Below are 14,595 nucleotides of genomic sequence, written 5' to 3' on the forward strand. Positions count from 1 at the left end.
CCTGCCGGCGCTTACACAGGTGCACGCTGACGTGTCGGCGTGCCCTGATGAAACACCATCTGCCACTGCCCGCCGCTTTCGCGCCACACCGAACTGCGCAACGACTCCCCCGCCGCATTTGCATCCGTCGCCGCGCGCTGGCAGCGATACGTCACCAACGCCACGCCTTCGGCCAGCACCTTCATTGCAAAGTCACTGATGCTACGGACTGAAAACACCTCATCCTGCAGCCCTTCGATCACCTCGGCCTTGCTGCCCCACACATTGCCACTGGCACCAAATTCGACGAAATCATCCGCCAGCAGCACCGACAACCGCGCCGCATCTGCACGGGTGGTGCATTGGTGCAGCTCCTGTTCCAGGCGGCGTAAATGCTCTGCCAACTCCATACCCATTGCCCTCGTGAAATTAATCCTGTAATTTTTCATGAAATTTCCTGATAAGAATTTCACGAAGCGCCCATGGACAAGCAAGAAGAACTCGACGCCCTGGCGATCCTGATCCACGACCTGCGCAAGCACAAGAAGCTCACCCTGGCGCAACTGGCGCAAAAGATCGAGCGTTCCGTGGGTTTCCTGTCCCAGGTTGAACGCGGCCTGTCGCGCCCGACCGTGGCCGACCTCACGGCCATCAGCCACGCCCTCGGTGTGCCCACCACCTATTTCTACAGCCTGTCCAAACCCAAGGCGGTGGACTGGGTCACCCGCCCCAACGAACGGCGCACGGTGTATTACGCCAATGGCATCACCGACATCCTGGTGTCGCCGAGCATGCACGGCGCGTTCTCGATCCTCGACAGCCTGCTGGCCCCCGGTGCCAACAGCGGCGAACAAACCATGAGCGACCGTGCCGAACAGGCCGGTTACGTGCTGGAGGGCGAGTTGACGCTGTGGGTCGAGGGCGAGCCGGACTCGGTCACCCTGGGCCCCGGCGACAGCTTCCACCTGGCCAGTTTTGCCCACTGCCGCTACGGCAACCTGACCGACCTGCCAGCCCGCGTGCTGTGGGTCTATAACTAGGAGCAACACCCGTGAAAAGCCATGCTTCCACGCTTTTGGCCGAAGTCCGGACCTTTCGCCAGAACCATCCCGATGTGCGCTACGTCGACCTGATTGCCCTGGACATTCCCGGGCATTTCTACGGCAAGCGCTACCCGGTGGAGATGCTGGAAAAGGTCGCCGCCGGCAGCCCGTTGAAACTGCCGCAGAACGCGGTGCTGCTGGGTGCCCAGGGCGGCCTGTTCAAGATCGGCGACTATTGCTTCCACGACGGCGACCCGGACGCCAACCGCCGCCTGGTGCCCGGCACCCTCAAGCCGGTGAGCTGGGAGGCGCAGCCGCTGGGGCAGATGTTGATTACCTCCGACGGCACCGAAGCGCCCATCGAATTCGAACCCCGGGAAGTACTGGCCAAGGTGCTGGAACGCCTGCAGCGCAAAGGCATTCACCCGGTGGTCGCGTTCGAGCTGGAGTTCTACCTGTTCGACAAAAAGCTCAGCGACGGCCTGCCGCAATTTGCCCGCGACCCGCTGAGTGATGACGCGGACGACCAGCCCAACTTGCACATCGAGCGCCTGTCACGCTTTGCGCCGGTGTTGGACGATATGGTCGAGACGGCCAAGGCCCAGGGCATCGACATCACGGTGATCACCGCCGAACTCGGCCCCGGCCAGTTCGAAATCAATTTCGGCCACCTGGAAGACGGCCTGCGCGCCGCCGACTGGGCCGCCCTGTTCTGCCGCAGCACCCGTGGCGTGGCCCTCAAGCACGGCTATCGCGCCAGCTTCATGGCCAAGCCTTACCTGCAACACCCCGGCAGCGGCATGCATGTGCACGTCAGCCTGTACGATGCGGCGGGCAATAACCTGCTGGCGGCCCACCAGCAGCAACCGTTGCGCCACGCGGTGGCAGGTTGCCTGGAACTGCTGCCGCACTGCATGCCGATCTTCTCGCCCAACCACAACGCCTTCCGCCGCCTTGGTGGCACGGTCAACGCGGCAACCCGCGCGTGCTGGGGCTTTGAAGACCGTGACGCGTGCGTGCGAATTCCTGAATCCGACCCGCGCAACCTGCGCATCGAACATCGCCTGGCGAGTGCCGATGCCAACCCGTATCTGGTATTGGCGGCGATTCTGGTGGGGCTTGAGCATGGTCTTGAAGCAGCGAAGGAGCCCATCGCCCCGCTGAACGAAGACCGCAACAGCGGCGCGGACTTCCCCCTGGAAATGCTGGAGGCGGTGCGCGCCATGCAGCATCAGCCGACGTTGCGCGAAGGCCTGGGCGCGGAGTTTGTCGACGTGTATTGCGAAAACAAACGCCAGGACCACCTGGCATTCCAGCAGGAAATTCATGCGCGGGAATATCGCTGGTATCTCTAGGCACTGATGGTTAGCCTCGTGGGCATCTCTGGCTAACCGCGGACTTGCCCATGACCGACCAAAGCGCCCCGGCCCTGAAGGAAATCTTCAACGCCGAACGCCTGCAACACATCGCCAACGAAATGACCGCGGTGTATCCGGCGTTCGACGCCAAGGGTTTTCTCAAACACGCCAAGGCCGGGTTGGCAGACCTGTCGGTGATGCAGCGCATGGCGCGGGTCAGTGAAAGCCTCAACGCTGTGATCCCGCTGGATTATCCGCAAACCCTGAAGTTGCTGTATGCCCTGGCCCCTCGGCTGAACAGCGCCTTTGTCAGCCTGTTCCTGCCCCACTACGTTGCCAGCTACGGCGGCGATGATTTCAAGCGCTCCATGGCTGCCCTCAAGTACTTCACCACCTTCGGCTCCGCCGAGTTTGCCGTGCGGCATTTTCTGCTGAAGGATTTCAAGCGCACCCTGGCGGTGATGCAACAGTGGTCGCTGGACGACAACGAACACGTACGACGCCTCGCCAGCGAAGGTTCACGGCCACGGCTGCCATGGTCGTTTCGCCTGGCCGAGGTGCAGGCCGATCCGAACCTGTGCGCTTCGATCCTCGACAATCTCAAGGCCGACAGCAGCCTCTACGTGTGCAAGTCGGTGGCCAACCACCTCAACGACATCACCAAGGACCATCCGGATTGGGTGCAGGGCCTGATCGAAGGCTGGTCCCTGGATAACCCCCACACCGCGTGGATCGCCCGCCACGCGCTGCGCAGCCTGATCAAGCAAGGCAACACCCGGGCGCTGACGATCATGGGCGCCGGGGCCAGGGCCGAAGTGAAGATCCATCAACTCAAGGTCGAGCCGGCGGCGATCAAGTTGGGGGAGCGGATCAACCTGTCCTTCAGCCTGGAGTCCACTGCCGATTCGTCGCAAAAGCTGGTGGTCGACTACGCCATCGACTATGTGAAAAGCGCCGGTCACAGCGCGTCCAAGGTGTTCAAGCTCAAGACATTTACCCTGGGTGCCGGAGAACATCACGCCATCAGCCGTGGCCAACCTATCCGTGAATTGACCACGCGCAAGCACTATCCCGGCAAGCATGCGGTTCACGTGCTGGTGAACGGTGAGCGGCTGGGAAGCGTCGAGTTTGAACTCGAAAAATAATCCTTAAAACATTAACGAAGGCTCTAGATCGGGCCTTACAGCGTAATTAATTGTCGGACAATGCTAGGCATTCGTGTTGCGATCCATTATCATCCGGCGCCTTCTCGGTACCCCTAGGGTACTTGTGTCAATGTTCCACCTGAGGCGCCCATGCTCCGTTTTTCGTTTTACCGTCCCCTGATCTGCATCAGCTGGGGGCTTGCCAGCCACAGCGCGTTTGCCGCCCTGCAACCAATGGCCGAAGCCCCGCTGGCCAGCGACACCGAGCTGCATTGCCACTTCAACCGCGACGCCAGCGTCGACTGCACTACCCGCTTTCACTACACCATCCTCAAGCCAAGCGGCCGCGAAATGCTCTCGCGGATCGACTTCAGCTACCAGGAAGAAGACGGCTTCGAACTGATCAAGGCCGAGTCCACCCAGCCCGGCGGCAAACCTGTGCCCCTGGACCCGACGCAAATCGACACCCGCACCGCCCCCAACCCGGACCAGGGTTTCTCCCGGGAAAAACAGACCTCGCTGGCGTTTCCCAACCTGCGGGTCGGCACGCAAATCCGCTACACGGTGCGCGAACATCACCCGGCCAAACCGCTGATGACCGAGTTCTACTACGCCTTGCAGTTCGGCCCCAACGCCGCACGGCGCGACCACTTCAAGGCACGCTTCACCGCCGAGCGGCCGATCGAGTGGCGCAGCGAATTGATGGAGGGTTTCAGCATTACGCCATCGGCCAATCGCAAGACCCTGGACGTGGTGCAAAAGGCCCCGACCTACCTCAGCTACATCAACGAATCCGCCAACGCCTACATACGCCACGCCCCGCGTATCGAAGTCGGCAGCTCCCTGGATCGCCAGCAGTACTTCGGCGGCTTTGCCGAACGCTACAACCAGATCCTCGGCGCCAAGCTGCCGCCCCAGGGCGCCGCCGCCGTGGCCGCCGTTCGCGGCTTGCCACCGGCACAACAGGTGGCCGGCCTGATGCAGCACATCAACGACCACTATCGTTACCTGGGCGACTGGCGCGCCTCGGATCGCGGCTATGTGCCCTTCAGCCTGGCGGAGATCGAGCAGCACGGCTACGGCGACTGCAAAGACCTTTCGACGCTGCTGGCGGCCATGCTCAAGGCCAGCGGAATCAAGGCCGAACCGGCCTGGGTCAGCCGCGGCGATGTGGTTAACCCGCTGCTGATTCCCGGTACCGGCGCGCCGAACCACGCCATCGTCCGCGCCGAAGTCGATGGCCAGGTGTGGTGGCTGGACCCGACCAACCCGATCTTCGCCCCCGGCCAGACCCTGCCCGACATCCAGGACCGCTGGGTGCTGGTGACCAACGCCGAGGGCCAGGTACGTGAAGAACACATCCCGCTGCAACCCGCCGCCCCCACGTTGATCCTCGACAAACAGGAGCGCTTCGACGCCCAGGGCACCGCCCGGGTCTCGGCCACCGTTGATTTTCGCGGCATGCCGCTGATGCAACTGAGCGTCGCCGACCGCCAGCAAGGCGCCACCGCCAGCGACCAGAACATCTGCGACAACTTCGGCAAACAGATCACCGACTGCCAGGTCGAGCGCCCCGCCACCGCCTTCTTGATCCCGGCCAGCTACAAGGTCAGCGCCACCCTGACGGACATGCGGCCCCTGGAACCGCTGGGCAACGACCACATCTACAACGATGCCTTGCTGCAAGAGAAATGGGACGGTCTGCTCAACTACCGCCGCAATGGGCAACTGGCCGACTTGTACATAGGCAACCCCGAGACGCTGGATTACACCATCACACTGTCGGGTGGGCAGATCGACAAGGACATCAAGGCTTGCCATGTACGCTCGCCGTGGTACGACCTGGACCTGACGGGTGAGCGCGTCAAGGGCGACTGGCGTTATCACTACGTCCTGACGCAGAAAATACGCTGGCTGACCCACGATGAAATTGTCAGCGCGCCGTTTGAAAAGATGATCAAGGAGATCCGTGCCTGTGGTGAGCAGGTGCATCAGGTGGTGAAGCTCTAACCCTCCCCCAGCAAAACCCCTTGCTCCCGCGCGCAGAGTTCCACCAGGTAATCCCACAACACCCGCAACCTTACCGACTTGTGCAACTCGCGCCGGGAGCTGATCCAGTAGCTGCGCTGGATGCTCTCCGCCGGCAGCAGCGGCACCAGGTCCGGGTCGCTCGCCGCCATGAAGCACGGCAATACGGCAATTCCCAACCCCGAGCGCGCCGCCTGGTGCTGGGCGATCACGCTGGTGCTGTGGAACACCACTTTGGGGTTGCGGCAGAAACTGCTGAGGAATTTCAGTTCCTGGCTGAACAGTAAATCGTCGACGTAATCGATCCAGGCGTGCACCGCCAGGTCCTCGCGTTTTTCAATCGGCGGTGTGCGGTCCAGGTAGCTGCGGCTGGCGTAGAGCGCCAGGCGGTAGTCGGTGAGTTTGCGGGTCACCAGTTGGTCGACGCTGGGGCGTTCGAGGTGGATGCTGATTTCCGCTTCGCGGTTGAGGATGCTGACAAACCGTGGCACTGCCAGCAGTTCCACTTCCAGGCCCGGGTAGCGTTCGAACAGGCCGCCCATGCGACTGGCCAGGAACATCACGCCCAAACCCTCGGCCACCCCCAGGCGGATCTTGCCCAGGGGCGCGGCGGAATGAGTCAGTTCTTCTTCGGCCAGCAGCGCCACGTTTTCCATGGCTTCGGCATGTTTGAGCAGGGCTTCGCCGGAGGGCGTGAGTTCGTAACCCTGGGCGTGCTGCACGAACAGCGCAGTGCCCAGGCTTTTCTCGATGGCCTCGATGTGCCGGGCCACGGTGGCGTGGGTGGTTTTCAGGCGTTGCGCCGCCGTGAGCAAGCGTCCGCTACGCTGTAACTCAAGAAAGAACCGCAGATCATTCCAGTCGAACATGCCTTCCCCTTCTTCCCCTGAACAGCAGCGTTGTCTAAAAACGCACAGCAGCTGGGTAAAAACTAACATTTTTAAGACGAAAACTAACAACTAGGATGGAACCAATAAGAAAAACAAGCGAGGTCACAGATGCATTCTGCAGCTGCTGAATACGATTACGTGGTGGTAGGCGCCGGCCCGGCGGGCTGCCTGCTGGCCAATCGACTGTCTGCCAACCCTGCCCATCGCGTGTTGCTGCTTGAAGCAGGCGGTCGCGATAACTACCCCTGGATCCATATTCCCGTCGGCTACCTGTTCTGCATCGGCAACCCACGCACCGACTGGTGCTTCAAGACCGAAGCCCAGGAAGGCCTGCAAGGCCGTGCGCTGAGCTACCCGCGCGGCAAGGTGTTGGGCGGTTGCTCGTCCATCAACGGCATGATCTACATGCGCGGCCAGGCCCGGGATTACGACGGCTGGGCCGAGGACAATCCCGGCTGGGCCTGGAAGGATGTGCTGCCGCTGTTCAAGCAGAGCGAAAACCATTTTGCCGGTGCCTCGCAATTTCACAGTGACGGCGGTGAATGGCGGGTTGAGCAACAGCGCCTGCACTGGCCGATCCTCGATGCGTTTCGTGACGCGGCGCAGCAAAGCGGTATCGACAGCATCAGCGACTTCAACCAGGGCGACAACGAAGGCTGTGGCTATTTCCAGGTCAATCAGAAATCCGGCGTGCGCTGGAATGCGGCCAAGGCGTTTCTCAAGCCGATCCGCCAGCGGCCCAACCTGACGGTGATGACCGAGGTTGAAGTCGACCGCGTACTCCTGGAGAACGGCCGCGCGGCGGCGGTGGTTGCTCGCCGGCAAGGCCAGCCAGTCACGTGGCGGGCGCGCAAGGAAATCATCCTGTGCGCCGGCTCCGTCGGTTCGCCGGGCATCCTGCAACGCTCCGGTATCGGCCCCTCCAGCGTGCTCAAGCCTTTGGGCATCGATGTGCTGCACGAGTTACCCGGAGTGGGCGGCAACCTGCAGGATCACCTGCAACTGCGCCTGATCTACAAGCTGGAAAACGCCCGCACCCTGAACCAGATTGCCGGCACCGTGTGGGGCAAGATGGGCATGGGCCTGCGCTACCTGTACGACCGCAGCGGCCCGTTGTCCATGGCCCCCAGCCAGCTTGGCGCGTTTGCCCGCTCCGGGCCGGAGCAGACGTCGGCCAACCTCGAATACCACGTACAGCCGCTGTCCCTGGAGCGCTTCGGCGAACCACTGCACGCTTTTCCAGCCTTCACCGCCTCGGTGTGTGACCTGCGCCCGCAAAGCCGTGGCCGCATCGACATACGCTCGGCCAACCCGGCAGACGCGCCGCTGATCCGCCCCAACTACCTCAGCCATCCGGAAGACCTGCGGGTGGCCGCCGACGCCATTCGCCTGACCCGACGCATCGTCTCGGCGCCGGCCCTGAAGCAATTCAACCCGGTGGAGTACCTGCCCGGCGCAGAACTGCAGACGGACGAACAACTGCAGGAAGCCGCCGCCCGCATTGGCACCACGATTTTCCATCCAGTGGGCACCTGCCGCATGGGTAGCGACAAGGACGCGGTGGTCGACGCCCAACTGCGAGTGCACGGGGTTCCCGGCCTGCGCATCGCCGACGCGTCGGTCATGCCACGCATCACTTCAGGCAACACCTGCTCACCGACGCTGATGATCGCGGAAAAAGCCGCGCAGCTTATCCTTTCGCCGAACACAAGGAGCCTCGCCCCGGAGAAAGAACTGACCTTACCGGCTTGACCTGCAGGACCCCGGCTTGCCGGCGGTGGCGTTTTCAAGCGTTGTGCACAGCTTGAGAGCGCCATCGCCGGCAAGCCGGGCGCCTACAGGGGAATAGCGGCGCCGATGTGGCGCCGACAGTGGAACAACAATAAATAATCACTGTGAGGGCTACCCAAATGTCAGAACACGCTCAACCCCTGGGCTCCGCCACCAAGGCGCGAGACAGCAACGACACGCAGAAAGTCATCTTCGCCTCCTCCCTCGGGACGGTGTTCGAGTGGTATGACTTCTTCCTCTACGGCGCCCTCGCGGCGGTGATCAGCAAGCAGTTCTTTGCCGGGGTCAACGACACCACGGCGTTTATCTTTGCCCTGATGGCCTTCGCCGCCGGCTTTGTGGTGCGCCCGTTCGGCGCGCTGGTGTTCGGTCGGCTGGGTGACATGATCGGGCGCAAGTACACCTTCCTCGCCACCATCATCCTGATGGGCCTGGCGACTTTCTGCGTCGGCCTGCTGCCGACCTATTCGAGCATCGGCATTGCCGCACCGATCATCCTCGTCGCGCTGCGCATGCTCCAGGGCCTGGCGCTGGGCGGCGAGTACGGCGGCGCAGCCACCTATGTGGCCGAGCACGCCCCGGCGGGCAAACGCGGCTTCCACACCAGCTGGATTCAATCCACCGCGACCCTCGGCCTGCTGCTGTCGCTGCTGGTGGTGCTGGCGTGCCGTTACTTCACCGGCGACCAATTCGAAGTGTGGGGCTGGCGCCTGCCGTTCCTGCTGTCGATCGTGCTGTTGGGCATCTCCACCTGGATCCGCATGAGCCTGCACGAGTCGCCGGCGTTCCTGAAAATGAAAGAGGAAGGCAAGGCCAGCAAGTCGCCGATCCGCGAATCCTTCGGCAAATGGGAAAACCTCAAGATCGTGCTGATTGCGCTATTCAGCATCAACGCCGGCCAGGCAGTGACGTTCTATGCCGCGCAGTTTTATGTGCTGTTCTTCCTCACACAGTTTTTGAAGATGGATCCGGCGCTGGCCAACATGCTGCTGATCATCAGCGTGGTGATTGGTGCGCCGTTCTTCATCTTCTTCGGCTGGCTTTCGGACAAGCTGGGGCGCAAGCCGGTGTTGATGGTCGGCCTGCTGCTGGCCACCGCGCTGTACTTCCCGATCTTCAAGGGCCTGGCGCACTACACCAACCCGGCGATGGACCACGCCAGCCGCCAGTCGCCGATCACCGTATTGGCAGACCCGGCCACCTGCACCTTCCAGTTCGACCCGGTGGGCAAGGCGCGTTTTGACAGCCCGTGCGACAAGGTCAAGACCTTCCTGGTGAAACAGGGCCTGCCGTATGAAAGCGCGGCCGCCCCGGCGGGCAGCGCAGTGCAGGTGAGCGTGGGTGATGTGCGTATCGACGGTTACGACGAAGCCGCCCTGAAAGGCGCGGTGACCCTGGCGGGTTATCCGCAATCGGCTGATGTGGCCCAGGTCAACAAAACCATGGTGGTGGTGCTAATTGTCGCGCTGATCCTGATCGCCGCCATGTGCTACGGCCCGCTGGCAGCGCTGATGGTGGAGCTGTTCCCGACACGCATCCGCTACACCTCGCTGTCGCTGCCATACCACATCGGGAATGGCTGGTTTGGTGGGTTCCTGCCGACGGTGTCGTTTGCGCTGGTGGTGTACACCGGGGATATTTTCTATGGGCTGTGGTACCCGGTGGTAATTACCGGGGTGAGCCTGATCGTGGGGCTGATTTGCCTGAAAGAAACCAAGAACGTCGATATCGACAATAACTAAACGTCGATCCGGCCGACGCTGGAGTTTCAGTGTGGGAGCGGGCTTGCTCGCGAAAGCGGGGTGTCAGTCGCCGGATAGGTTGACTGATACACCGCATTCGCGAGCAAGCCCGCTCCCACATTGGGTTTAGCACCAGACACACAAATTGCTGTATATCCATCCAGATAAAAGTTGCCCAATTCTGATTTATTGCCCATCCTGCTCCCCATTCAATTGCGTAGCGAATGTGGTGACCATGCGGCTGTTCCTCTGTGAAAAACCGTCCCAGGCCAAGGATATCGCCGCCGTGCTCGGCGCGACCCGGCGTGGCGACGGTTGCTGGCTGGGCTCAGGCGTGACGGTGACCTGGTGCATCGGCCACCTGCTGGAAACCGCCCCGCCCGACAGCTACGACGCCAAGTACAAGCGCTGGGTGCTGGCCGACCTGCCGATCATCCCCGAAAAGTGGAAGATGCTGGTCAAGCCCAAGACTGCCAGCCAGTTCAAGGCGGTCAAGCGTCTGCTGGGGGAAGCCCAGGAATTGGTGATCGCCACCGATGCCGACCGTGAGGGCGAGATGATCGCCCGTGAGCTGGTGGAACATTGCCGTTATCGCGGCCCCATCCAGCGGCTATGGCTCTCGGCGCTCGACGATGCGTCGATCCGCAAGGCCCTGGCCTCGTTGAAGCCCGGTGCTGAAACCTTCAGCCTCTACCATTCGGCCCTTGGCCGCTCCCGCGCCGACTGGCTGATCGGGATGAACATGAGCCGCCTGTTTACCCTGCTGGGCCAACAGTCCGGCTACCAGGGCGTGTTGCCGGTCGGCCGTGTGCAAACCCCGACCTTGCGCCTGGTAGTGGACCGGGACCGCAGCATTGCCGACTTTGTACCCGTCGCTTATTGGGCCATCGATGTGGATCTGCTCCACGACGACATCACCTTTACGGCGCAGTGGCGCGCAACAGAAGACGCCTGTGACGATCAGGGCCGCTGCCTCAATCCGCAGCTTGCCCGGGACGCCGCCAATGCCATGAGCAACGCCGCCAGCGCCCGGCTGGTCAAACTGCGTACCGAGCGCATGCGCGACGTCGCGCCCCTGCCCTTCGACCTCGGCACCCTGCAGGAAATCTGCTCGAAAAAGCTTGGCCTCGGCGCCCAGGAAACCCTGGATGTTGCGCAGTCGCTCTACGAAACCCACAAAGTGATTACTTACCCGCGCAGCGATTGCGGCTACCTGCCCCTTAGCCAGCACGGCGACGCGCCGAAAATTCTCGCGGCGCTGGGCCGGGCCGATCCGGCGGTGAACGCGTTGATGCCGCACATGGACCCACAACGCCGCTCACGGGCCTGGAACGACGCCAAGGTCAGCGCGCACCACGGCATCATCCCTACCGGCGCCGGCAAGGATGTCGGGCAACTGACCGGCAAGCATCGCGCGGTATACACCCTGATTCGCGCCCGCTATCTCGCGCAGTTCCTGCCCAATCACGAATACGACCGTACCCAGGCAGATTTCGATTGTGCCGGTGAAGCCTTGCGGGCTGTCGGTAAAGTCATCGTCGAGCCGGGCTGGAAACGCGCATTGCCGGAAGCATTGGCACCGGCCAAGGGCCGTGAAGCACCTGCGCCGCAGTCCTTGCCAACACTGGTTCAGGGGCAGGACTACGCCGTGGCCAAGGTCAACCTCAAGGACCTGTGGACCCAGCCACCCAAACCCTTCACCGAAGGCGACCTGATCAAGGCGATGAAAAACGTCGCCAAGCTGGTGGAAGACCCGCTGCTCAAGCAAAAGCTCAAGGACACCACCGGGATCGGCACCGAAGCCACCCGCGCCGGGATCATCCAGGGCCTGCTGGACCGCGGTTACCTGGTGAAAAACGGCAAGGCGCTGTCGGCAACACCCGCCGCTTTCAGCCTGATTGATGCAGTGCCACGGGCAATTGCCGACCCCGGTACCACCGCTATCTGGGAGCAGGCACTGGACATGGTACAAAGCGGCGAGATGAGCCTGGAAGAGTTCGTCGCCAAACAGGCGGCATGGATGAGCAAACAGGTGACCCGCTGCACTGGCATGCGCCTGACCATCAGCGGCCCGGCCAGCCCGGCCGGACGTGGCGCCACACCATGGAAAAACAAACGCAAACCGGCCAAGCGCAAGACGGCCACCAGCCCGAAGCGGGCGGCAAAACCGGCAAACAAGGGCTGAGAAGCACTAAGAAATCGCGACAATGACGTTTTTCGACGGGATGTATGCCGCTTTGGACCTTGCCCTGCTGCAGGCCATCCAGGATTCTGTAGGGCCTGCTAACCTCCCAACAATAACAACACCGGAGTGGCCTCCATGAAAACCGTTGCCCAAGTGCTGAAGTCCAAAGACCAGCATAACCATCAAGTCCACACCATCCCCCACGACCATACGGTATTTGAGGCCTTGATCGTGATGGCTTCGAAAAACGTCGGGGCCTTGCCAGTGCTCCAGGACGGCAAGGTGGTGGGCATCATCAGTGAACGAGACTATGCCCGTAAGGTCATCCTCCATGGATTGTCTTCGGTGACGACCAAAGCCCACGAGATCATGAATTCACCGGTGATCACCGTCGACACTCACCAGACTGTCGAGACTTGCATGACGATCATGACTGACCGACATCTGCGGCACCTGCCTGTGGTGGAGAACGGCGAGCTCCTTGGCCTGCTGTCCATCGGCGACCTGGTCAAGGAAGCGATTGCCGAACAGGCCGACCTGATCAAACAGCTGGAGCAGTACATTCGCGGCGAATAATCATTGGGGACCCCATGCTCGATACCCTGCAACATCAAGTCGATAACCAACTCGACAGCCTGCACCGGGCCATGTCCCAACGGCGCTTCCTGGTGCTGACCGGTGCGGGTATCAGCACCTCTTCGGGGATTCCCGATTATCGCGACAGCGAAGGCGTGCGCCGGGGCAAGGCACCGATGATGTACCAGGAGTTCCAGGCAACCCCGCAGGCGCGCCGCCGCTACTGGGCGCGGGCGATGCTCGGCTGGCCGAGGGTGCGTGTCGCGCAGCCGAACGCGGCGCATATCGCGTTGGCCACCCTGCAGCAGCGCCAGCGCATTACCGGGCTGATCACCCAGAACGTCGACACCCTGCACGACCAGGCTGGCAGCCATGATGTGATCGAACTCCACGGCAGCCTTCACCGGGTGCTATGTCTGGATTGCCAGCAGACCAGCGAACGGGACCTGATCCAGCGCCGAATGGAAGCGGAGAATCCGTACCTGGCGGGTGTGGATGCCGTTCAAGCCCCCGACGGTGACACCCTGCTGGACCCGGCCTTTGAAGGACGTTTTCAGGTGCCCCGCTGCCCCCACTGCGGCGGGCAACGGTTGAAACCGGACGTGGTGTTTTTCGGTGAGAACGTCGCCCAGGGCACGGCAGCCAAGGCGATGGCGGCGGTGGATGACGCAGAAGGATTGCTGGTGGTGGGTTCGTCGCTGATGGCGTATTCAGCGTTTCGGTTGTGCAAGGCGATGGTCGAGCAAGGCAAGCCCGTGATTGCCATCAATCTGGGCAAGACACGGGGCGATGAGTTGCTGCAACTCAAGATCGAAGCCTCCTGCGAACGTTTGTTGCCGTTGCTGGCAGAACGCCTGGGATAGCCCAATCCTGCTTTTCTGTGGCGAGGGAGCTTGCTCCCGCTGGGCTGCGCAGCGGCCCCAAAACCGACAACCGAATGATTCCTGCAGAACCGCAGTCAGCCTGGTGGGGGCGCTTCGCATCCCAGCGGGAGCAAGCTCCCTCGCCACAAAAAGCCCCCGGATCCCGCGACCTGCCCGCACGAAAAGTGACGCCCAAGTCACGTTTTCCGCTCACACCCCCGCCCTGCAAGGATTTATGTAGTGCTCAAAAATAATCACTACATAATCGTTGACGTAACCGTTTTGTAATTGCATGATTCAAGCGTCTCCCGGATCGGGAGCGTTGGTAACACGCGTTTTGAACAAGCTCGTCTGACCGCCGAGCTGTTTTTTCCGGATGTGCACTGCCCACAAGGCAGATTGATGAAGCTGACCGGCCCGAAAGGATCGGTACAAGGAGCTCAAACGCTGCTTGTCTTCGTTATGAAACCATTGCGTAGCAGGTCATCAGCAAGACTACATGCATCGGTTCAAGACCCTGCCCGTATTCGGCAGACAGTCGCTGACGCCCGGTTTTCTGAGCCGGAGACAACTTAGTAGTTTTAACGGATCAACTAGAGATCGCCAACTGGTCAAGGGGCTTACACATGAATCTGAACAACCAACCAACTATCGATGAATTGGCTGAGATGTTCGCAGCGCAGAAAGACACGCTCGACGACCATATCCTCTGGATTGGTAAATCGGGCCAGGTCCATATTGACTGCCTGGCGCCCCACACCGTGGAAGAAGAGTTCGACAGGAATAACCGTGAACTGGCAGCGCGCCTGAAGATGTACCGCCGCGGCCAGGGTTATGTCGGCAAGAAAGCCGCCGCCGATCGCAACTTTATCGAGCAGGTCTTCCATACACTTAATACCGAGTGGCAGAACCTTAAAGGCCATTCGCAAGTTAAGGTGATCGACAGATACTGCTGATAACTACGCACTTATCACTTAAGCCTGCTCGCTTAAAAC

At 61.6% G+C, this 14,595-nt stretch carries 12 protein-coding genes; 10 read left to right on the forward strand and 2 right to left on the reverse strand.

All coding sequences use genetic code 11. The features are described from left to right. Positions 1–11: 11 nt before the first annotated feature. Positions 12–389 (reverse strand): DUF4440 domain-containing protein, encoded by a 378-nt coding sequence (locus HX815_RS20120; RefSeq protein WP_023658940.1) that lies wholly within the window; start codon positions 387–389, stop codon positions 12–14. A gap of 72 nt (positions 390–461) precedes the next feature. Here HX815_RS20120 and HX815_RS20125 point away from each other — a divergent pair, with 72 nt between their 5' ends. The 4 genes from HX815_RS20125 to HX815_RS20140 all read left to right on the forward strand — a co-directional run bounded on the left by HX815_RS20125 (position 462) and on the right by HX815_RS20140 (position 5,535). Beyond that, the gene (locus HX815_RS20125) at positions 462–1,019 is read left to right on the forward strand and encodes a helix-turn-helix domain-containing protein (RefSeq protein WP_003211595.1); all 558 of its coding nucleotides are present in this window, start codon (positions 462–464) and stop codon (positions 1,017–1,019) included. 11 nt (positions 1,020–1,030) lie between these two features. After that, a complete protein-coding gene (locus tag HX815_RS20130; RefSeq protein WP_008435874.1) occupies positions 1,031–2,377 on the forward strand; it encodes a glutamine synthetase family protein in 1,347 nt (448 codons plus the stop codon). 50 nt (positions 2,378–2,427) lie between these two features. Then, positions 2,428–3,525 carry a DNA alkylation repair protein gene (locus tag HX815_RS20135; protein ID WP_177028769.1) on the forward strand — a complete coding sequence of 366 codons (1,098 nt, stop codon included), beginning with the start codon at positions 2,428–2,430 and terminating at the stop codon, positions 3,523–3,525. Between the two features lie 150 nt (positions 3,526–3,675). Further along, positions 3,676–5,535, forward strand: coding sequence for a DUF3857 domain-containing transglutaminase family protein (locus tag HX815_RS20140; RefSeq protein ID WP_177028770.1), 1,860 nt, complete (start codon positions 3,676–3,678; stop codon positions 5,533–5,535). Here the strand turns inward: HX815_RS20140 and HX815_RS20145 are convergent. Next, positions 5,532–6,422 carry a LysR family transcriptional regulator gene (locus tag HX815_RS20145; protein WP_003211603.1) on the reverse strand — a complete coding sequence of 297 codons (891 nt, stop codon included), beginning with the start codon at positions 6,420–6,422 and terminating at the stop codon, positions 5,532–5,534. The two genes, HX815_RS20140 and HX815_RS20145, sit on opposite strands and share 4 nt — an antisense overlap. 129 nt (positions 6,423–6,551) lie before the next feature. Here HX815_RS20145 and HX815_RS20150 point away from each other — a divergent pair, with 129 nt between their 5' ends. From HX815_RS20150 to HX815_RS20175, 6 genes are all read left to right on the forward strand, one after another. Continuing rightward, positions 6,552–8,195 (forward strand): GMC family oxidoreductase, encoded by a 1,644-nt coding sequence (locus HX815_RS20150; RefSeq protein WP_177028771.1) that lies wholly within the window; start codon positions 6,552–6,554, stop codon positions 8,193–8,195. 158 nt (positions 8,196–8,353) lie between these two features. Then, positions 8,354–9,976: an MFS transporter gene (locus HX815_RS20155; RefSeq protein WP_008435879.1), complete on the forward strand. Its 1,623-nt coding sequence runs from the start codon at positions 8,354–8,356 to the stop codon at positions 9,974–9,976. Positions 9,977–10,211: 235 nt separating this feature from the next. Continuing rightward, positions 10,212–12,161 carry a DNA topoisomerase III gene (locus HX815_RS20160; RefSeq protein WP_177028772.1) on the forward strand — a complete coding sequence of 650 codons (1,950 nt, stop codon included), beginning with the start codon at positions 10,212–10,214 and terminating at the stop codon, positions 12,159–12,161. Between the two features lie 135 nt (positions 12,162–12,296). Then, positions 12,297–12,737, forward strand: a complete 441-nt coding sequence (locus HX815_RS20165; RefSeq protein WP_003211614.1) for a CBS domain-containing protein — start codon at positions 12,297–12,299, stop codon at positions 12,735–12,737. A 14-nt stretch (positions 12,738–12,751) separates the two neighbouring features. Next, entirely contained in the window at positions 12,752–13,600 is an 849-nt protein-coding gene (locus HX815_RS20170) for an NAD-dependent protein deacetylase (RefSeq protein WP_177028773.1), read from the forward strand. Positions 13,601–14,226: 626 nt separating this feature from the next. Next, a complete protein-coding gene (locus HX815_RS20175) occupies positions 14,227–14,556 on the forward strand; it encodes a hypothetical protein (RefSeq protein WP_003211618.1) in 330 nt (109 codons plus the stop codon). Positions 14,557–14,595 lie beyond the last annotated feature (39 nt).

It is taken from the genome of Pseudomonas sp. E6002 (assembly GCF_013385565.1).
Classification (GTDB): domain Bacteria; phylum Pseudomonadota; class Gammaproteobacteria; order Pseudomonadales; family Pseudomonadaceae; genus Aquipseudomonas.